The organism is Streptomyces sp. NPDC057474, from assembly GCF_042802555.1.
Classification (GTDB): Bacteria; Actinomycetota; Actinomycetes; order Streptomycetales; family Streptomycetaceae; genus Streptomyces.
In genome coordinates, this window is the sequence record NZ_JBHVDX010000032.1 from 1 (window position 1) to 17683 (window position 17683).

Here is a 17683-nt window from a genome sequence, read left to right on the forward strand (position 1 = left end):
GGGGGGGCGCCGCCGGGGCGCCCGGCGGCGCGCCGTCGCCGGGGGGGGGGGGGGGCGGGGGGGGGGGGGGGGGGCCCCCCCCCCACCGAGCACAGCAGGCGGCGGACAGGTACTTCAGGGCCGAGACGTGGCAGCCGTAGTGGTGCGGGGAGCGGCGGACCGCCTCCGCCCACAGCTGTTCGAAACCGGTGTGGCCGAGGCCCGTGCCCCGGGCGTGGTCGAGGGCGATCCGCCAGGGCACCGGGTCGCGCGGCTCGCCCTCGGCGGCCGCGGCGATCAACGGGTTCACCTCGCGCAGCAGTTCGACCCGGGCGGGGGAGTGCCAACCGCGGGCGACCGCCAGCTCGGCCTTGATCAGCAGGGCGTCCGGGTCGTGCGGGGTGGCCGCCTGCCAGGCCCGCAGCCACTCGTCGCGCGCGTGGGCGAAGGCGGCGAGCCGCAACGCGTACCGGTCGCGGTTCTCCCATTCGGCTGCCTCCCGGGTGGTCGCCAGCAGCTTCGCCGCGGGCGCGTACTCACCGCGGCCGGCCGCCACCAGCGCGGGCCCGAGCCGTTCGTCGGGGGCGTCGAGCAGTACCTCGTCGTCGACGGGCAGACCGACGGCGAGCCGTGAGGTGTGGCGTGCCATCCGGGCGGTACGGACGAGCGCGCGCAGCGGATCCATGACACCCCTTCGCGCCTGAACCGGCGCCGCTCTCGCGGACCGGGTTCCCGCCATCGTGGTTTCGCGATTGACGGTTTCGGTATCAAGACGGTGGGATGGCGGGTCCGGTTGTGTGCTGCCCGGATTGAGGTCCGGATCAGCGGTCAATGGTGGAGCAGAACCGATCAGTTCCTGCTCAGCAGCCGGGTGGCGCCCGCCGCCACCGTCGTCGCGAGGATCCAGCCCAGGATGATCACCACCGCGGCCAGCCACTGCCAGCCGCCGCGCAGCTGCCAGTAGCCGACGTGGCCGAGGTCGACGATCGGCAGCAGCAGGTCCAGGGCGAACAGGGAGGGGCTCCAGTTCGGGTGCTCGCCGCTCTTCATCGGCGGATGGTCGGCGTGCGCGAAGGCGTACGAGGTCAGCGCCCACAGCACCGCCATCCACACCGCGGCCCGGCCCGGCCGGTACCCGTAGGCGACCGTCCAGTCCTGCACGTAGCCCCAGAGCTTGGCCGCGAGCGGCAGGTTCTCCCGCCGGTGGCGCTGCTTGGCGAGGAGCACCTCGCGGGCGCCCTCGTCGTCCCCGCCGACCCGCAGCACGGCCGCCAGCCGCTCGTACGGCTCCGGGCTGTACTCGGCGGTCGCCGCCGCCACCCACTCCAGCCGCCTGGCCAGCGGGAACCGGTCACGCGGCACGAGGGTCTCGTACTGGAAGCCGCCCATGTGCAGGTTGCCGGGGCCGGGCCAGCTCTCCGAGCTGTCGATCAGGACGCCGACGCGGGCGCCGGACAGGACGACCTTGCCGCGCTCGGGCTTCTCGCCGAGGAACCGCAGCTCGGGCACCTGGACACGGCGCAGCGACAGCTCCTGGTCGTCCGTGAAGGTGAACCGGGCCCGCTCCAGATCGACGGAGTCGCCGAACCGCCCGTCGTCCAGCCGGATCCCGCCCTGGCACTCGAACCGCTGGACGCGGGTGCCGCGCGCGGGCGTGCTCCCGCTGGTGTGCAGCGGATTACCGATGCCGGCCGGGGTGAGATAGAGGGTGCGCTCGACGGTCAGCTGGGGAGCGTTGAGGGCGAGGCGGCCGTAGGGGTTGGCGAGCCGGCTGCCGCGCAGGCTGAGCGAGGCGCCGACGGTCGCGCCGCGCAGGCTCAGCTCGCCGTGCGACTCCAGCATCTCGGCCTGCACGTCCTGGGCGACGGTCAGCCCGTCGGCGGAGAGCGAGCGGCCGTGCCGGTCGCGGTAGACGACCGCCTGGTTGAGCAGCAGATCGGTGCCGATGTGCGCGTCCGCCAGCCGCACCCCGTTGTGGAACCGGCAGCGCGGCAGATGCAGATCGCCCTCCGTGTGCAGCCGGGCCGCCTCCAGCCGGGGCACCGAACAGTCCACCAGCCGTACGGTCGTGAACCGGGCCTCCGGCAGCAGGATCTCCTTCTCGAACCGGCAGCCCTTCATCTCCATGTACGGCACCACCTGGCCGCCCGCGAGCTCCAGGACGCCCTTGATCTGGACGCCGACCATCTTCAGCGCGGACACCCGGCCGGCCAGCGCGGGCGGCCCGTCCAGCAGCAGCCAGGCCACGATCCGGGCCCGTACGGTCCGCTCGGGCCCCCAGGGGTGGCCGCCGTGCGGATCGTCCACGGCGATGTCCCCGTCGCGCAGGTCGTACACGCTGCCATTGCGGAATGCCTGCCACATACCGGCCTCGGCGGCGGTCAGGTCGTCCGGCAGGTCCCCGTCGTCCCGGATGCCGGCACCCTCGCTCACAGCTTTTCCTTCCCCCGTCCCCTGCACTCACGTGTATCGCGCAACTGTTTACGCTGGTGATGCCCGCTGAGTCACACCCTGAACGCTAGACGGGAAGAAGATCTTCCGGGTTCCTGCGCCGGTCTGTATCAGCCATTGGAACGCGCGGACGGCCGCCTGCGCGGGTCTGAGAGAATTGAGCCTGTGATCTCCCGAATCGATCTGCGCGGCGACGCCCTCCCGGAGGGACCCGCCCTGCGCGACCTGCTGCCCCGAGCCGACTTCGACGTCTCGGCCGCCCTGGAGAAGGTGCGTCCGATCTGCGAGGCCGTGCATCATCGGGGCGACGCGGCGCTGATCGACTTCGCGGAGAAGTTCGACGGCGTACGGCTGAAGTCCGTACGGGTACCGGCCGAGGCCCTCACGCAGGCGCTGGAACAGCTCGACCCGGCCGTCCGCGCGGCCCTGGAGGAGTCGATCCGCCGAGCCCGCATCGTCCACCGCGAGCAGCGCCGCTCCACGCACACCACCCAGGTCGTCCCCGGCGGCACGGTCACCGAAAAGTGGGTACCTGTCGAGCGTGTCGGCCTTTACGCCCCCGGCGGCCGGTCGGTGTACCCCTCGTCCGTGATCATGAACGTGGTCCCGGCGCAGGAGGCCGGTGTCCCGTCGATCGCCCTCGCCTCCCCGGCGCAGGCCGAGTTCGACGGGCTCCCGCACCCCACGATCCTCGCGGCCTGCGCGCTGCTCGGCGTCGACGAGGTGTACGCGGCCGGTGGCGCCACCGCCGTCGCGATGTTCGCGTACGGCACCGAGTCCTGCCCGCCCGCCAACATGGTCACCGGCCCCGGCAACATCTGGGTGGCCGCCGCCAAGCGGTACTTCACGGGTGTCATCGGCATCGACTCCGAGGCCGGCCCGACCGAGATCGCGGTCCTCGCGGACGACACCGCCGACCCGGTGCACGTCGCAGCCGACCTGATCAGCCAGGCCGAGCACGACCCGCTCGCGGCCGCCGTGCTCGTCACCGACTCCGTCGCGCTCGCCGACGCGGTCGAGAAGGAGCTTCAGCCGCAGGTCGAGGCCACCAAGCACATCGAGGACCGCATCCGGCCCTCCCTCGCGGGCCGGCAGTCCGCGATCGTCCTGGTCGACGGCGTCGACGAGGGGCTGCGCGTCGTCAACGCGTACGGCGCCGAGCACCTGGAGGTGCAGACGGCGGACGCCGAGGCGGTCGCCGAGCGCGTCGTCAACGCGGGCGCGATCTTCATCGGCCCCTGGGCGCCGGTCTCGCTGGGTGACTACGCGGCCGGCTCCAACCACGTGCTCCCGACCGGCGGCTGCGCCTGCCACTCCTCCGGTCTGTCCGTCCAGTCCTTCCTGCGCGGCATCCACATCGTCGACTACACGAAGGACGCGCTGGCCGAGGTCGCGCACCACGTGGTGACGCTGGCGGAGGCGGAGGACCTGCCCGCGCACGGCGCGGCGATCAAGGCAAGGTTCGGTTGGAAGGTACCCGGCAAGTGAGCTTCGGAATCGACGATCTTCCCGTACGGGACGAACTGCGCGGCAAGAGCCCCTATGGCGCCCCTCAGCTCGACGTCCCCGTACGGCTGAACACCAACGAGAACCCGTACCCGCTGCCCGAGCCGCTGGTCGAGCGGATCGCCGAGCGCGTGCGGGAGGCGGCCCGGCACCTCAACCGCTACCCGGACCGGGACGCGGTGGAGCTGCGGACGCGGCTCGCCGAGTATCTGACGAAGGCGTCCGGGTACGGGGTCGATCCAACAAACGTTTGGGCGGCAAACGGCTCCAACGAGGTCATCCAGCAGCTGTTGCAGACGTTCGGCGGACCCGGCCGTACCGCCATCGGCTTCGAGCCGTCGTACTCCATGCACGGGCTGATCTCGCGCGGCACGGGCACCGGCTGGATCTCCGGCCCCCGCAACGACGACTTCACGATCGACCTCGCCGCCGCCGAGAAGGCCATCGCCGAGCACCGCCCGGACGTCGTCTTCATCACCACCCCCAACAACCCCACGGGCAACGCGGTCTCACGGGAGACCGTCCTCGCGCTGTACGAGGCCGCGCAGGCGGCCAGGGCTGCGACTGCCGGGGCGATCGTCGTGGTCGACGAGGCGTACATCGAGTTCAGCCACGGCGACTCGCTGCTGCCGCTGCTCGACGGACGGCCGAACCTCGTCGTCTCCCGCACGATGTCCAAGGCCTTCGGCGCGGCCGGTCTGCGCCTCGGCTACCTCGCCGCCCACCCGGCGGTCGTGGACGCGGTCCAACTCGTCCGGCTGCCGTACCACCTCTCCGCCGTCACCCAGGCGACCGCGCTGGCCGCCCTGGAGCACACCGACACCCTCCTCGGCTATGTCGAACAGCTGAAGACGGAGCGGGACCGGCTCGTCGCCGAACTGCGCGCCATCGGCTACGAGGTGACCGAGTCCGACGCGAACTTCGTGCAGTTCGGCAGGTTCGAGGACGCGCACGAGGTCTGGCGGAAGATCCTCGACCGGGGCGTCCTGGTCCGGGACAACGGCGTACCGGGATGGCTGCGGGTCACCGCCGGAACCCCCGCCGAGAACGACGCGTTCCTCGACGCGGTACGTGAACTACTGAGCTTTGTGGGGGACACCCCCACACCCCCGAAGGAGCAGAGCGCATGACTCGCGAAGGCCGCGTCGGCAGGATCGAACGGACGACCAAGGAGACGTCGGTCCTCGTCGAGATCAATCTCGACGGCACCGGCAGGACGGAGATCTCCACCGGGGTCGGTTTCTACGACCACATGCTCGACCAGCTCGGCCGGCACGGTCTGTTCGACCTGACCGTGAAGACCGACGGCGACCTGCACATCGACTCCCACCACACCATCGAGGACACCGCCCTCGCACTGGGCGCCGCCTTCAAGCAGGCCCTCGGCGACAAGGTCGGCATCTACCGCTTCGGCAACTGCACGGTCCCGCTGGACGAGTCCCTCGCCCAGGTCACCGTCGACCTGTCCGGCCGCCCCTACCTCGTGCACACCGAGCCCGAGAAGATGGCGCCGATGATCGGCGAGTACGACACCACGATGACCCGGCACATCCTGGAGTCCTTCGTCGCCCAGGCCCAGATCGCGCTGCACGTGCACGTGCCGTACGGGCGCAACGCGCACCACATCGTCGAGTGCCAGTTCAAGGCGCTGGCCCGGGCCCTGCGCTACGCCTCCGAGCGCGACCCGCGCGCGGCCGGCATCCTCCCTTCGACGAAGGGCGCGCTGTGAACGGGCTCTCCACCGTCCTGATCGTCGTCGGCCTCTTCCTGGTCGGCGGGATCATCTCGTTCGCCAAGCAGCAGATGCCGAAGAGCCTCATCACACTGCTCTCGATCGGCGCCGCGATGTGTCTCGTCGCGGGCGTCCTGCGGCTGGAGGTGTGGAATTGAGCACCGCGTCCAAGAAGGTCGTCGTCTTCGACTACGGCTTCGGGAACGTGAGGTCCGCCGAGCGCGCCCTCGCGCGCACGGGGGCCGAGGTCGAGATAACGCGTGACTTCGACAAGGCCATGAACGCGGACGGGCTGCTGGTGCCCGGCGTCGGCGCCTTCGCCGCCTGTATGAAGGGCCTGAAGGAGGCGCGCGGCGACTGGATCATCGACCGACGCCTCTCCGGCGGCCGCCCGGTGATGGGCATCTGCGTCGGCATGCAGATCCTCTTCGCCCGCGGCATCGAGCACGGTGTGGAGACCGAGGGCCTCGACGAGTGGCCCGGCGCGGTCGAGCCGCTCCAGGCCGAGATCGTGCCGCACATGGGCTGGAACACCGTCGACGCCCCGGCCGACACGAAGCTGTTCGCCGGCCTGGAGGCCGACGCCCGCTTCTACTTCGTGCACTCCTACGCCGTCCGCGACTGGTCCCTGGAGACGCACAACCCCGCCCTGACCGCCCCCAAGGTCACCTGGTCGACGCACGGCAAGCCCTTCGTGGCGGCCGTGGAGAACGGCGCCCTGTGGGCCACGCAGTTCCACCCCGAGAAGTCCGGCGACGCCGGAGCGCAGCTGCTGAACAACTGGATCGGAACCCTGTAGCCATGGCAAAGCTCGAACTCCTTCCCGCCGTCGACGTCCGTGACGGCCAGGCGGTCCGGCTCGTCCACGGCGAGTCCGGCACGGAGACCTCCTACGGCTCCCCGCTGGAGGCCGCCCTCGCCTGGCAGCGTGCGGGCGCCGAGTGGCTGCACCTGGTCGACCTGGACGCCGCGTTCGGCACCGGCGACAACCGGGACCTGGTCGCCGAGGTCACGAGGGCGATGGACATCAAGGTCGAGCTGTCCGGCGGTATCCGGGACGACGCCTCCCTGGCGAAGGCCCTGGCCACCGGCTGTACCCGGGTCAACCTCGGCACCGCCGCCCTGGAGACCCCCGAGTGGGTCGCCAAGGTCATCGCCGAGCACGGCGACAGGATCGCGGTGGGTCTGGACGTGCGCGGTACGACGTTGAAGGGCCGAGGCTGGACCCGCGACGGCGGCGACCTCTACGAGACGCTGGAGCGCCTCGACAAGGAGGGCTGCGCCCGCTACGTCGTCACGGACATCGCCAAGGACGGCACCCTCCAGGGCCCCAACCTGGAGCTGCTGCGCAACGTGTGCGCCGCGACGGACCGCCCGGTCGTGGCCTCCGGTGGCGTGTCGTCCCTCGACGACCTGCGGGCCATCGCCGAGCTGGTGCCGCTCGGTGTCGAGGGCTCCATCGTCGGGAAGGCCCTGTACGCGAAGGCGTTCACCCTGGAAGAGGCCCTGGAGGCTGTGTCGTGACTGTCCCGAAAACGGATGCGGCGTCATGACGCCCGAAGCCGTGCGGCGCGTGCAGAGCGAGAGTCCTTGGGAGGAGTCCTTCGGTTTCGCGCGTGCCGTCGCGGCGGGCGATCGCGTCCTGGTGGCGGGCACGACTGCCTTCAAGGGCGATGTGCTGTACGGGGAGGGCGACCCGTACGAACAGGCCAAGGTGGCTTTCACCAGCGCGGTCGAGGCGCTCGGTGAGTTCGGTCTCGGCGCCGAGTCCGTGATCCGCACGCGGATGTACCTGACACACATGCGGGACGTGGAAGACGTGGGGCGGGCCCACAAGGAGATCTTCGACCCGGTGCGTCCGGCCGCGACCCTGCTGGTCGTGGAGGGTTTCGTCGATCCGCGCATCCTTGTCGAAGTAGAGATCGAAGCATTCAGAGGCTAGGCCTTTCCGAGGCCTTTCTAAGGAGCCGTGGATTCATGACCCTGGCGGTCCGAGTCATCCCCTGCCTGGACGTGGACAACGGCCGGGTCGTCAAGGGTGTCAACTTCCAGAACCTGCGCGACGCGGGCGACCCCGTCGAAATGGCCAAGGTGTACGACGCCGAGGGTGCCGACGAGCTGACGTTCCTGGACATCACCGCCTCGTCGGGCAACCGTGAGACGACGTACGACGTGGTGCGCCGCACCGCCGAGCAGGTCTTCATCCCGCTGACGGTCGGCGGCGGCGTCCGCACGGCCGAGGACGTGGACAAGCTGCTGCGGGCCGGCGCGGACAAGGTCGGCGTCAACACGGCGGCGATCGCCCGCCCCGACCTGATCCGCGAGATCGCCGAGCGCTTCGGCCGCCAGGTGCTGGTGCTGTCGGTGGACGCACGCCGCACCGACTCCGGCTCCTTCGAGGTCACCACCCACGGCGGCCGCAAGGGCACCGGCATCGACGCCGTCGAGTGGGCCCACCGGGCCGCCGAACTGGGCGCCGGCGAGATCCTGCTCAACTCGATGGACGCGGACGGCACCAAGGACGGCTACGACCTGGAGATGATCACCGCCGTCCGCAAGCACGTCTCCGTCCCCGTCATCGCCTCCGGCGGCGCCGGCAGACTCGCCGACTTCTCCCCGGCCATCGAGGCGGGCGCCGACGCCGTCCTCGCCGCCTCCGTCTTCCACTTCGGCGACCTGCGCATCGGCCAGGTCAAGGACGCGCTGCGGGGGGCGGGGCACCCGGTGCGGTGACGCCGTAGCTCTTGACGCGAGCCCCGGTCGCCTGATGGTGGCCGGGGCTTTCCACCGGTGCGGGCGGACGTGCGGCGGGCCCGGCTCAGATCTCCACGGCTCAGATCCCCAGCTGCTTCGTCTCGTGCAGCTTGGTGATCGCCTCCTTCTCGCCCTCCAGTTCCACGTCGGCCACCTGCTGGCGGCCGTACAGGAACAGCAGCAGCTCGGAGGGCTCGCCGGTGACCGTGACGACGGGGGCGCCGCGGTGGGCCACCGCGGTCTGGCCGTCGGGGCGGCGCAGGACCAGGCCGGTGGGGGAGCCGCGGCCCATGAGACGGGCGGTACGCTCCAGACGGGACCAGAGGGCGTCCTGGAAGACGTGGTCGAGCTCGCGCGGCGACCACTCGGGCCGGGCGCGGCGGACGTCCTCCGCGTGGACGTAGAACTCGATCGTGTTCGACGCCTCGTCGATCTGCTTCAGGGAGAAGGGCGAGAAACGCGGCGGACCGGTGCGGACGAGCTGGATCAGCTCCTCGTAGGGCTTCGCGGCGAACTCCTCCATCACCCGGTCCAGGCGCGACGCGAGCTGCTTGATGAGGATGCCCCCGGCGGCGTCGGGGCGGCGCTCGCGCACCACCACGTGCGCGGCCAGATCACGGGTCGTCCAGCCCTCACACAGGGTGGGAGCCTCAGGGCCCGCGGTCTCCAACAGGTCGGCGAAGAGAAGCCGTTCACGCTTGGCATAGGTCGACATGACAGCCAGCCTACGACCGGGCCACCGCTCCGCCCAGCGCAGGCCCGGCCGATACGCGGCGGACGCCTGGCCGGGGAGCGTAGGGCGCCGGGCCGGGAACGCCGTTTCGTATGACAAGACGGTCCGGCCTGTGGACAACGGACGAGGCAGGTCACCGCGGCGCGGCACAATGGCACGCATGACCAGCACGCCGTCCTCCAGCAGCCCCAGTAGTCCCGGAGCCCCCGTCGGCCACGGCACTCCCAGCGCGCTGGACCCCGAGATCGCCGCGCGCCTCAAGCGCAGCGCCGACGGGCTCCTGCCCGCCATCGCCCAGCAGTACGACACCGGTGAGGTGCTCATGCTCGGCTGGATGGACGACGAGGCCCTGCACCGCACGCTCACCACCGGCCGCTGCACGTACTGGTCGCGCAGCCGCCGCGAGTACTGGGTGAAGGGCGACACCTCCGGCCACTTCCAGTGGGTGAAGTCCGTCGCCCTGGACTGCGACGCCGACACCGTCCTCGTCAAGGTCGACCAGGTCGGCGCCGCCTGCCACACCGGCGCCCGCACCTGCTTCGACGAGGACGTCCTCAAGGCCGTCGAGGGCGGCGCCGATTCCGACGTACCGTCACTGGATCAGTAAGGTCAGCCGCCATGGACCTCGAGACGTTCCGCAAGCTGGCCACCGACCGCCGTGTCATCCCGGTCAGCCGCAAGCTCCTCGCCGACGGCGACACCCCGGTCGCGCTCTACCGCAAGCTGGCCGCCGAGCGCCCCGGCACCTTCCTGCTGGAGTCGGCGGAGAACGGCCGGTCGTGGTCCCGCTACTCCTTCGTGGGCGTCCGCAGCCACGCCACCCTCACCGCCCGCGACGGCCAGGCCCACTGGCTCGGTACCCCGCCCGTCGGCGTCCCCCTGGACGGCGACCCCCTCGCCGCCCTGCGCGCCACCATCGAGACGTTGCACACCCCCCACCAGGAGGGCATGCCGCCCTTCACCGGCGGCATGGTCGGCTACCTCGGCTACGACATCGTGCGTCGCCTGGAGAAGATCGGCCCCGGCGAGCGGGACGACCTTCGGCTGCCCGAGCTGACCATGCTGCTGACGAGCGACCTGGCGGTCATGGACCACTGGGAGGGCTCGGTCCTGCTGATCGCCAACGCCATCAACCACAACGACCTGGACACGGGTGTCGACGAGGCCCACGCCGACGCCGTCGCCCGCCTCGACGCCATGCAGGCCGACCTCGCCCGGCCCGTCGCCCAGCCCCCGGCGGCCCTCCCGCCCTCCGAGCTCCCCGAGTACACCGCGCTGTGGGGCGGCCCCGACTTCCAGGAGGCCGTCGAGGACATCAAGGAGCGCATCCGGGCCGGCGAGGCCTTCCAGGTCGTCCCCTCCCAGCGCTTCGAAACGCCGTGCACGGCAAGCGCGTTGGACGTCTACCGTGTCCTCCGGGCGACCAACCCGTCCCCGTACATGTACCTGTTCCGCTTCGACGGCTTCGACGTCGTCGGTTCCTCCCCCGAGGCCCTGGTCAAGGTCGAGGACGGACAGGCCATGGTCCACCCCATCGCCGGCACCCGGCACCGCGGGGCGACCCCGCAGGAGGACCAGGCCCTCGCCGACGAGCTGCTCGCCGACCCCAAGGAACGCGCCGAGCACCTGATGCTCGTCGACCTCGGCCGCAACGACCTGGGCCGGGTCTGCGAACCGGGCTCGGTCGAGGTCGTCGACTTCATGTCCGTCGAGCGGTACTCGCATGTGATGCACATCGTGTCCACCGTCACCGGCCGGGTCGCGGCGGGCCGTACGGCCTTCGACGTCCTGACCGCCTGCTTCCCCGCCGGCACCCTCTCCGGCGCACCGAAGCCGCGCGCGATGCAGATCATCGACGAGCTGGAGCCGTCCCGCCGAGGCCTGTACGGCGGCTGCGTCGGCTATCTCGACTTCGCGGGCGACTCCGACACCGCCATCGCCATCCGCACGGCACTGCTGCGCGACGGCACGGCGTACGTCCAGGCCGGCGCCGGCATCGTCGCCGACTCCGACCCCGTCGCCGAGGACACCGAGTGCCGCAACAAGGCGGCGGCGGTCCTGCGCGCGGTGCACACGGCCAACCGACTCGGACAATAGGGCGCTTCTCACGTTAACCCCGGGTGACAACCCACCCGGGGGGCAGGCGATAGTGGAGTACGTGACCGCAGTACCTCACCCCCGTTCCGAACCCGCGTCCGTCCGCTCCGGCCGGCGCAGCCTCGCCCTGGCGCTGCTCAGCGGCGCGCTCGGCGCGGCCGTCGCGCTGCTCGCCAGCCGCCAGCGCTGGTCGGAGGGCACCATCTCGGTGGCCGGCGGCCCCTTCCCGCTGACCGCCCAGGGCAGCGACGTCACGGGCGTGCCCGCGGCCCTCGCCGTAGTGGGCCTCGCCGCGCTCGTCGCCGTCTTCGCCGTACGCCGGTCCGGGCGCGCCCTGGTCGCCGTCCTGCTCGCCCTCTCCGGCGCGGGCACGACGGCCGCCGCGCTGCTCGGCGCGTACGACAGCTCGGCGCTCGACGACAAGGCGGCCGAGGCCTCCGGCGACAGCGCCGCGACCGTCGACGCGCTCAGCCACACCGGCTGGCCGTACGTCGCGGCCGTCGGCGGCGTGCTCATCCTGCTCGCCGGGCTGCTCGCGCTCCGCTACGGACGGCTGTGGCCCGTGATGTCCGGCCGCTACGAACGCGACGGAACCCCCCGGCCACGCAAGGCCGAGCCGGTCGACCCCGACCGGCCCGAGGACATGTGGAAGGCCCTGGACCGAGGTGAGGACCCCACGGGACCGGACCCGGCCTAGGCCACGCGGACCGTACGACGCCCGGTGACGGGAGGCCGTACGGCCATAGGACCTCCCGGCGGCGGGCGGGGCCGGGACGCGGGAGTGGACACCCCCGCTCAAGGCACCCGTACGCGTACGGGACAATGGACGACGAGCGTCCGACTCAGCACAGGCATCGAGCGACACGCCTCGAGCACCACGCAATGAACAACGAGGAGCAAGTCATGGCGGGCAGCAGCCACGGTCACACCCCGGCCGCCTGGACCGGCGTCACCATCGCCTTCATCGGTTTCTGCGTCTCGGGCGCCTACATGGTGATGGCCCAGCCGCTGGGATTCTGGGCAGGCATGGTCATCACCGTCCTCGGCGGCGTCGTCGGCATGGTCATGCGAGCCATGGGCATGGGCCAGCCGAAGGACGCGCACGCCGTGTACGAGACGGCGGCGGTACGCGCCAACACCGCGGCGACCCCCGCTCCGGCCGGCGCCAAGAGCTGACTTCCGTGTGAGGGACGGCTCCGGGCCACCACGGCGGAGCCGTCCCTTCGAGCGCGCGTACGGCCCGCGCGGGGCAGAATGCGGGGTGTGAACGCCGAGACCCATCCCGCCGCGCCACCGCCGCGCGCCGAAACGGCCGATACCGCCGCCGCGAACACGGGCCGTGGCACGGGGCGCGCGCTGCGCGGGCCCTGGGTGCCCGCCGGAGTGCTGACGGCCGTCGGCGGGGCCTTCGCGTACGTCGCGGCCGTGGACCCCAACGAACCCGGCCACTACCCGGTCTGCCCGCTGTGGCGCTTCACCGGCCTCTACTGCCCCGGCTGCGGCGGGCTGCGCAGCGCGCACGCCTTCGCGAACGGGGACATGGCGACCGCCCTCACCGACAACGCGCTGGCCGTGGCGGGCTTCCTGGGCTTCGCGGTGCTGTGGACCGTTTGGGTGGTCCATGTGGCGCGTGGGCGGCCCCTGCGGCTCCGGCTCGGCCCCGTCCAGATGTGGTCGCTCGGCGCGTTGGCGCTGGTCTTCACGGTTGTCCGGAACTTGCCGTTCGGTGGCTGGCTCCATCCTTGATCAAATGGTGAACGTCCAGGTAGTGGGACCGCCGTCAACCGGATGCGAGGCCTACGCCCTCCTCCGGATACCATCGCAGTGAACTGCCAGAACCCTGAGAACCGCTCGACTGTCAATACATGACCGTCAAACGTTGTCACCGATTTTCACCGTCTGAAAGGGGGCCGCTCGCGTGAGTGTGCTCGACGAGATCATCGACGGAGTCCGTGCCGACCTCGCGGAGCGGCAGGCGCGCGTCAGCCTCGACGAGCTCAAGGAGCGCGCGGCGAAGGCTCCGGCGGCCAAGGACGGCGTGGCCGCGCTGCGCGGCGACGGCGTCAAGGTGATCTGCGAGGTCAAGCGGTCCAGCCCCTCCAAGGGCGCGCTCGCCGCGATCGCCGACCCGGCCGGTCTCGCGGCCGACTACGAGGCGGGTGGCGCGGCGATCATCTCCGTCCTCACCGAACAGCGCCGCTTCGGCGGCTCACTCGCCGACCTGGAGGCCGTCCGCGCGCGCGTGGACATCCCCGTCCTGCGCAAGGACTTCATCGTCACGTCCTACCAACTGTGGGAAGCCCGGGCGTACGGCGCCGACGTGGTCCTGCTGATCGTCGCGGCCCTCGACCAGCCGGCGCTGGAGTCGCTGATCGAACGCGCAGAGTCCATCGGGCTCACCCCGCTCGTCGAGGTCCACGACGAGGACGAGGTCGAACGCGCGGTCGATGCCGGTGCCCGTGTGATCGGCGTCAACGCGCGCAACCTCAAGACCCTCGAGGTCGACCGCACCACGTTCGAGCGCCTCGCTCCCGAGATCCCCGACTCCATCGTCAAGATCGCCGAGTCCGGCGTACGGGGCCCGCACGACCTCATCGCCTACGCCAACGCCGGCGCCGACGCGGTCCTCGTGGGCGAGTCCCTCGTCACCGGCAAGGACCCCAAGACCGCCGTCGCCGACCTCGTTGCCGCGGGCGAGCACCCGGCGCTGCGGCACGGGCGGGGCTGACCCGGCCATGACCGACCGCGCCTTCGCCGCCGACCGACCGGGGTTCGCCCCGGCCGGGGCGCCCGGGTGCGCGGGGTCGGCCGCGGTCTCGTCGCCTGTGACTGCTGTCGCCCACATGGGTGATCCGGGGCCGGTAGGCTGTGTCCCGATGTTCTCGATCTCCATGACGACCAAGGACCCCTACGCCCGCCTCGCACGCGGGTGCCGTCCCCGTGGCTGCCGGGCGCCCGCCCGCCGGGTCCACGGGCGCCGGGTCCGGTACGTCATCGGCGACGAGCCGGGCCAGGTGAACGGCATGCGATGGCCCCGGACGCGTCACCTGCGATGAGCTGAGCCGCGCCTCGCGCACGGCGACGTGCCGTTGTCGGACCCCGTGCAGGGGCTCCGGTCGTACGGCACCGCCGGTACGCCGTACGGGCGTGCGCCTTCGCGGCGGAATCACTGCCACCGGAGCGAGGTCCGACGACCGTTCGCGACGGTGAGCCCTGACTGCGGCTCAGCGCGGCGTGTACGCGATCACGGTGAACCCATCGTCCGACCAACCCGGGGCTGTGCCCCTGCGAGGTAACCGCATGTCCAGTGAGTTCTTCATTCCCGACCCCGAGGGTCAGGTTCCCAGTGCCGAGGGGTACTTCGGCGCGTTCGGCGGCAAGTTCATCCCGGAGGCGCTGGTCGCCGCCGTGGACGAGGTCGCCGTGGAGTACGACAAGGCGAAGCACGACCCCGAGTTCGCGCGTGAGCTCGACGATCTGCTCGTGCACTACACCGGGCGGCCCAGTTCGCTCACCGAGGTGCCGAGGTTCGCCGAGCACGCCGGTGGGGCGCGGGTGTTCCTCAAGCGCGAGGACCTGAACCACACCGGGTCACACAAGATCAACAACGTACTCGGGCAGGCGCTGCTCACCAGGCGCATGGGCAAGACGCGGGTCATCGCCGAGACAGGTGCGGGCCAGCACGGCGTCGCCACCGCCACGGCCTGCGCGCTCTTCGGGCTCGACTGCACGATCTACATGGGTGAGATCGACACCCAGCGGCAGGCCCTGAACGTCGCCCGCATGCGCATGCTCGGCGCCGAGGTCGTCGCCGTGAAGTCCGGTTCCCGGACCCTCAAGGACGCCATCAACGAGGCGTTCCGGGACTGGGTCGCCAACGTCGACCGCACGCACTACCTGTTCGGGACCGTGGCCGGGCCCCACCCCTTCCCCGCCATGGTCCGCGACTTCCACCGGGTGATCGGGGTCGAGGCCCGGCGGCAGATCCTCGAACGCGCCGGGCGGCTGCCCGATGCCGCCGTCGCCTGCGTGGGCGGCGGGTCCAACGCCATCGGCCTCTTCCACGCCTTCATCCCGGACACCGGCGTACGCCTCATCGGCTGCGAACCCGCGGGTCACGGCATCGAGACCGGTGAGCACGCGGCGACGCTGACCGCCGGTGAGCCGGGCATCCTGCACGGGTCGCGCTCGTACGTCCTGCAGGACGAGGAAGGGCAGATCACCGAGCCGTACTCGATCTCGGCGGGCCTCGACTACCCGGGCATCGGCCCCGAGCACTCGTACCTCAAGGACAGCGGCCGCGGCGAGTACCGCGCGGTCACCGACGACGCGGCCATGCAGGCGCTGCGTCTGCTGTCGCGCACCGAGGGCATCATCCCGGCGATCGAGAGCGCCCACGCGCTCGCCGGTGCGCTGGAGGTCGGCAAGGAGCTGGGCAAGGACGGGCTGATCGTCGTCAACCTGTCCGGGCGCGGCGACAAGGACATGGACACGGCCGCGCGCTACTTCGGCCTGTACGAAACCGCTGCCGACGCCGAGGTCGCCGCCGACGCGGCCGATCTCGCCGAGATCGAGGGGGACGCCAAGTGAGCGGCAACATCGAGCTGTTGAGTGACACCCTCGCCGCCGCCAAGGCGGAGGGGCGGGCCGCGCTCATCGCCTATCTGCCGGCCGGGTTCCCGACCGTCGACGGCGGTATCGCCGCCATCAAGGCGGTCTTCGAGGGCGGCGCCGACGTCGTCGAGGTCGGGCTGCCGCACAGCGACCCGGTCCTCGACGGTCCCGTCATCCAGACCGCCGACGACATCGCCCTGCGCGGTGGCGTCAAGATCGCGGATGTGATGCGCACGGTGCGGGAGGCCTTCGAGGCCACCGGAAAGCCCGTCCTCGTCATGACGTACTGGAACCCCATCGACCGCTACGGCGTCGAGCGCTTCACGGCCGAGCTCGCGGAGGCGGGCGGCGCGGGCTGCATCCTGCCCGACCTGCCCGTCCAGGAGTCGGCGCTGTGGAGGGAGCATGCGGAGAAGCACGGGCTCGGCACGGTCTTCGTGGTCGCGCCCAGCAGCAGGGACGCCCGTCTCGCCGAGATCACCGCGGCGGGCAGCGGCTTCGTCTACGCCGCCTCGCTGATGGGCGTCACGGGCACCCGGGCGTCGGTGGGCGCGCAGGCCCAGGACCTGGTGGAGCGCACCCGGGCCACGGGTTCCGGCCTGCCGGTCTGCGTCGGCCTCGGGGTCTCCAACGCCGAGCAGGCCGCCGAGGTCGCCGGGTTCGCCGACGGTGTGATCGTCGGGTCCGCGTTCGTGAAGCGGATGCTGGACGCGCCCGACGAGGCTGCCGGTCTGGACGCCGTACGGGAGCTGGCGGGCGACCTTGCGAAGGGTGTGCGCCGGAGCGTGTGACCGGGGTGTGACCCGGCGCGTCGAGGGGGCTCGTGACGTTCACCCGTTTGTCGTACGGGGATGGCTGGACGTAGCGGGTGATCCGCTCACTCGAACGGGTGGAAGTGGGATCGGGGAGGCGCGGTGCGCCTCCCCGGTTCGTTCTGCGGGATGTGAGCGAGAAGAACCGTGAGGGAAAGCGCACCGCCCGTGAACGGCTGGCGGAGGAGCGCGAGAAGCAGAAGGCCGCCGAGAAGCGCCGGCGGGCGCTGATCGTGGGTGCCTCGGTGCTCTGCGTGCTGGGGCTGGCCGCCGTGATCGGCGTCGTGGCGGCGAACGCGGGCAAGGACGACGACGCCGACACCGCGGGCCCGGTCGTGGCGCCCTCGGGGGCCAACGGCGAGGACAGCCTCGCGATCCCCGTCGGGGACGCAGGCGCCAAGTCGACCCTCTCGGTGTGGGAGGACTTCCGCTGTCCGGCCTGCAAGTCCTTCGAGGACGCGTACCGCTCGACGATCCACGAGCTGACCGAGGCCGGGAAGCTGAAGGTCGAGTACCACCTCGCCACCCTGATCGACGGGAACATGGGCGGCAGCGGCTCCCGCAAGGCCGCCAACGCCGCCGCGTGCGCGCAGAACGAGGGCAGGTTCCCCGCGTACCACGACGTGCTGTACGTGAACCAGCCCCCCGAGACGAGTGACGACTTCGCCAGTGAGGCCAAGCTGCTCGACCTGGCGCAGAAGGTGGACGGGCTGGACACCGCCGCCTTCCGCACCTGCGTCGAGGAGGGCACGCACGACAGCTGGGTCGCGAAGTCGAACGAGGCCTTCCAGAAGGGCGGCTTCTCGGGCACGCCGAGTGTCTTCCTCAACGGCACCAACATCTACGCGGACCAGTCCATGACCCCCGCCAAGCTGAAGCAGATGGTGGAGGCGAAGGCCCAGGGGTGAGGCTCGGGGGAGCCGGGAGGGCCGTGAGGTCCTGGGGTGAGTCCCGTGGGGCCCTCGGTGACTGTGGGGGCCGTGGGACGTCAAGGAAGAAGGGGTA

Annotated in this window: 20 protein-coding genes and 1 pseudogene; 18 read left to right on the forward strand and 3 right to left on the reverse strand. The window is 71.4% G+C overall.

All coding sequences use genetic code 11. The features are described from left to right. Both ACFU53_RS12170 and ACFU53_RS12175 read right to left on the reverse strand, forming a co-directional pair. A pseudogene (locus ACFU53_RS12170) lies at positions 1 to 664 on the reverse strand (hypothetical protein); the annotation flags it as partial. 164 nt (positions 665 to 828) lie between these two features. Then, the gene (locus tag ACFU53_RS12175; RefSeq protein WP_383989640.1) at positions 829 to 2412 is read right to left on the reverse strand and encodes an oxidoreductase; all 1584 of its coding nucleotides are present in this window, start codon (positions 2410 to 2412) and stop codon (positions 829 to 831) included. A 183-nt stretch (positions 2413 to 2595) separates the two neighbouring features. Here ACFU53_RS12175 and hisD point away from each other — a divergent pair, with 183 nt between their 5' ends. The 8 genes from hisD to hisF are packed head-to-tail and all read left to right on the forward strand — an operon-like array spanning position 2596 to position 8401. Then, positions 2596 to 3918 carry a histidinol dehydrogenase gene (gene hisD / locus ACFU53_RS12180; RefSeq protein ID WP_383989643.1) on the forward strand — a complete coding sequence of 441 codons (1323 nt, stop codon included), beginning with the start codon at positions 2596 to 2598 and terminating at the stop codon, positions 3916 to 3918. Then, positions 3915 to 5066 carry a histidinol-phosphate transaminase gene (locus ACFU53_RS12185; protein WP_383989646.1) on the forward strand — a complete coding sequence of 384 codons (1152 nt, stop codon included), beginning with the start codon at positions 3915 to 3917 and terminating at the stop codon, positions 5064 to 5066. The genes hisD and ACFU53_RS12185 overlap by 4 nt, the downstream gene beginning before the upstream one ends. Next, on the forward strand, positions 5063 to 5665 hold the full coding sequence (hisB, locus tag ACFU53_RS12190; protein WP_383889871.1) for an imidazoleglycerol-phosphate dehydratase HisB: 603 nt from the start codon (positions 5063 to 5065) through the stop codon (positions 5663 to 5665). The genes ACFU53_RS12185 and hisB overlap by 4 nt, the downstream gene beginning before the upstream one ends. After that, complete coding sequence (locus tag ACFU53_RS12195) at positions 5662 to 5826, forward strand: hypothetical protein (protein ID WP_383989649.1); 165 nt, start codon at positions 5662 to 5664, stop codon at positions 5824 to 5826. Before hisB ends, ACFU53_RS12195 begins: the two co-directional genes overlap by 4 nt. After that, positions 5817 to 6467, forward strand: coding sequence for an imidazole glycerol phosphate synthase subunit HisH (gene hisH / locus ACFU53_RS12200; RefSeq protein ID WP_383989653.1), 651 nt, complete (start codon positions 5817 to 5819; stop codon positions 6465 to 6467). Before ACFU53_RS12195 ends, hisH begins: the two co-directional genes overlap by 10 nt. A gap of 2 nt (positions 6468 to 6469) precedes the next feature. Then, on the forward strand, positions 6470 to 7192 hold the full coding sequence (priA, locus tag ACFU53_RS12205; protein ID WP_383989657.1) for a bifunctional 1-(5-phosphoribosyl)-5-((5-phosphoribosylamino)methylideneamino)imidazole-4-carboxamide isomerase/phosphoribosylanthranilate isomerase PriA: 723 nt from the start codon (positions 6470 to 6472) through the stop codon (positions 7190 to 7192). Between the two features lie 25 nt (positions 7193 to 7217). Then, positions 7218 to 7610, forward strand: coding sequence for a RidA family protein (locus tag ACFU53_RS12210; protein WP_383989660.1), 393 nt, complete (start codon positions 7218 to 7220; stop codon positions 7608 to 7610). A 35-nt stretch (positions 7611 to 7645) separates the two neighbouring features. Continuing rightward, the gene (gene hisF, locus ACFU53_RS12215) at positions 7646 to 8401 is read left to right on the forward strand and encodes an imidazole glycerol phosphate synthase subunit HisF (RefSeq protein ID WP_383989663.1); all 756 of its coding nucleotides are present in this window, start codon (positions 7646 to 7648) and stop codon (positions 8399 to 8401) included. Between the two features lie 100 nt (positions 8402 to 8501). Here hisF and ACFU53_RS12220 read toward each other — a convergent pair whose 3' ends face one another. After that, complete coding sequence (locus tag ACFU53_RS12220) at positions 8502 to 9137, reverse strand: TIGR03085 family metal-binding protein (protein WP_383989666.1); 636 nt, start codon at positions 9135 to 9137, stop codon at positions 8502 to 8504. A 178-nt stretch (positions 9138 to 9315) separates the two neighbouring features. On the opposite strand from ACFU53_RS12220, the gene hisI reads away from it, so the two are divergent. From hisI to ACFU53_RS12270, 10 genes are all read left to right on the forward strand, one after another. Continuing rightward, the gene (hisI, locus tag ACFU53_RS12225) at positions 9316 to 9762 is read left to right on the forward strand and encodes a phosphoribosyl-AMP cyclohydrolase (protein WP_383989669.1); all 447 of its coding nucleotides are present in this window, start codon (positions 9316 to 9318) and stop codon (positions 9760 to 9762) included. Positions 9763 to 9773: 11 nt separating this feature from the next. After that, positions 9774 to 11252, forward strand: coding sequence for an anthranilate synthase component I (locus ACFU53_RS12230; protein ID WP_383989672.1), 1479 nt, complete (start codon positions 9774 to 9776; stop codon positions 11250 to 11252). A gap of 52 nt (positions 11253 to 11304) precedes the next feature. Next, positions 11305 to 11949 carry a TIGR02234 family membrane protein gene (locus ACFU53_RS12235; RefSeq protein WP_383989675.1) on the forward strand — a complete coding sequence of 215 codons (645 nt, stop codon included), beginning with the start codon at positions 11305 to 11307 and terminating at the stop codon, positions 11947 to 11949. Between the two features lie 206 nt (positions 11950 to 12155). Next, positions 12156 to 12428, forward strand: coding sequence for an HGxxPAAW family protein (locus ACFU53_RS12240; RefSeq protein ID WP_383989677.1), 273 nt, complete (start codon positions 12156 to 12158; stop codon positions 12426 to 12428). Positions 12429 to 12506: 78 nt separating this feature from the next. Then, a complete protein-coding gene (locus ACFU53_RS12245; RefSeq protein ID WP_383989680.1) occupies positions 12507 to 12998 on the forward strand; it encodes a DUF2752 domain-containing protein in 492 nt (163 codons plus the stop codon). A 172-nt stretch (positions 12999 to 13170) separates the two neighbouring features. Further along, positions 13171 to 13980: an indole-3-glycerol phosphate synthase TrpC gene (gene trpC, locus ACFU53_RS12250; RefSeq protein ID WP_383989683.1), complete on the forward strand. Its 810-nt coding sequence runs from the start codon at positions 13171 to 13173 to the stop codon at positions 13978 to 13980. A gap of 148 nt (positions 13981 to 14128) precedes the next feature. Continuing rightward, positions 14129 to 14308 carry a tryptophan biosynthesis modulator TrpM gene (gene trpM / locus ACFU53_RS12255; protein ID WP_371584338.1) on the forward strand — a complete coding sequence of 60 codons (180 nt, stop codon included), beginning with the start codon at positions 14129 to 14131 and terminating at the stop codon, positions 14306 to 14308. A 244-nt stretch (positions 14309 to 14552) separates the two neighbouring features. After that, positions 14553 to 15842: a tryptophan synthase subunit beta gene (gene trpB, locus ACFU53_RS12260; protein WP_383989686.1), complete on the forward strand. Its 1290-nt coding sequence runs from the start codon at positions 14553 to 14555 to the stop codon at positions 15840 to 15842. Next, complete coding sequence (gene trpA / locus ACFU53_RS12265) at positions 15839 to 16657, forward strand: tryptophan synthase subunit alpha (protein WP_383989689.1); 819 nt, start codon at positions 15839 to 15841, stop codon at positions 16655 to 16657. The genes trpB and trpA overlap by 4 nt, the downstream gene beginning before the upstream one ends. A 152-nt stretch (positions 16658 to 16809) precedes the next feature. Further along, on the forward strand, positions 16810 to 17586 hold the full coding sequence (locus ACFU53_RS12270) for a DsbA family protein (protein WP_383989692.1): 777 nt from the start codon (positions 16810 to 16812) through the stop codon (positions 17584 to 17586). The last annotated feature ends 97 nt before the right edge of the window (positions 17587 to 17683 follow it).

Coding starts and splice junctions, on each gene's coding strand:
- hisI (WP_383989669.1), top strand. CDS start 9,316: ATGACCAGCACGCCGTCCTCCAGCAGCCCCAGTAGTCCCGGAGCCCCC.
- hisB (WP_383889871.1), top strand. CDS start 5,063: ATGACTCGCGAAGGCCGCGTCGGCAGGATCGAACGGACGACCAAGGAG.
- trpB (WP_383989686.1), top strand. CDS start 14,553: ATGTCCAGTGAGTTCTTCATTCCCGACCCCGAGGGTCAGGTTCCCAGT.
- ACFU53_RS12240 (WP_383989677.1), top strand. CDS start 12,156: ATGGCGGGCAGCAGCCACGGTCACACCCCGGCCGCCTGGACCGGCGTC.
- ACFU53_RS12220 (WP_383989666.1), bottom strand. CDS start 9,137: ATGTCGACCTATGCCAAGCGTGAACGGCTTCTCTTCGCCGACCTGTTG.
- ACFU53_RS12245 (WP_383989680.1), top strand. CDS start 12,507: ATGCGGGGTGTGAACGCCGAGACCCATCCCGCCGCGCCACCGCCGCGC.
- priA (WP_383989657.1), top strand. CDS start 6,470: ATGGCAAAGCTCGAACTCCTTCCCGCCGTCGACGTCCGTGACGGCCAG.
- ACFU53_RS12210 (WP_383989660.1), top strand. CDS start 7,218: ATGACGCCCGAAGCCGTGCGGCGCGTGCAGAGCGAGAGTCCTTGGGAG.
- ACFU53_RS12230 (WP_383989672.1), top strand. CDS start 9,774: ATGGACCTCGAGACGTTCCGCAAGCTGGCCACCGACCGCCGTGTCATC.
- trpM (WP_371584338.1), top strand. CDS start 14,129: ATGTTCTCGATCTCCATGACGACCAAGGACCCCTACGCCCGCCTCGCA.
- hisF (WP_383989663.1), top strand. CDS start 7,646: ATGACCCTGGCGGTCCGAGTCATCCCCTGCCTGGACGTGGACAACGGC.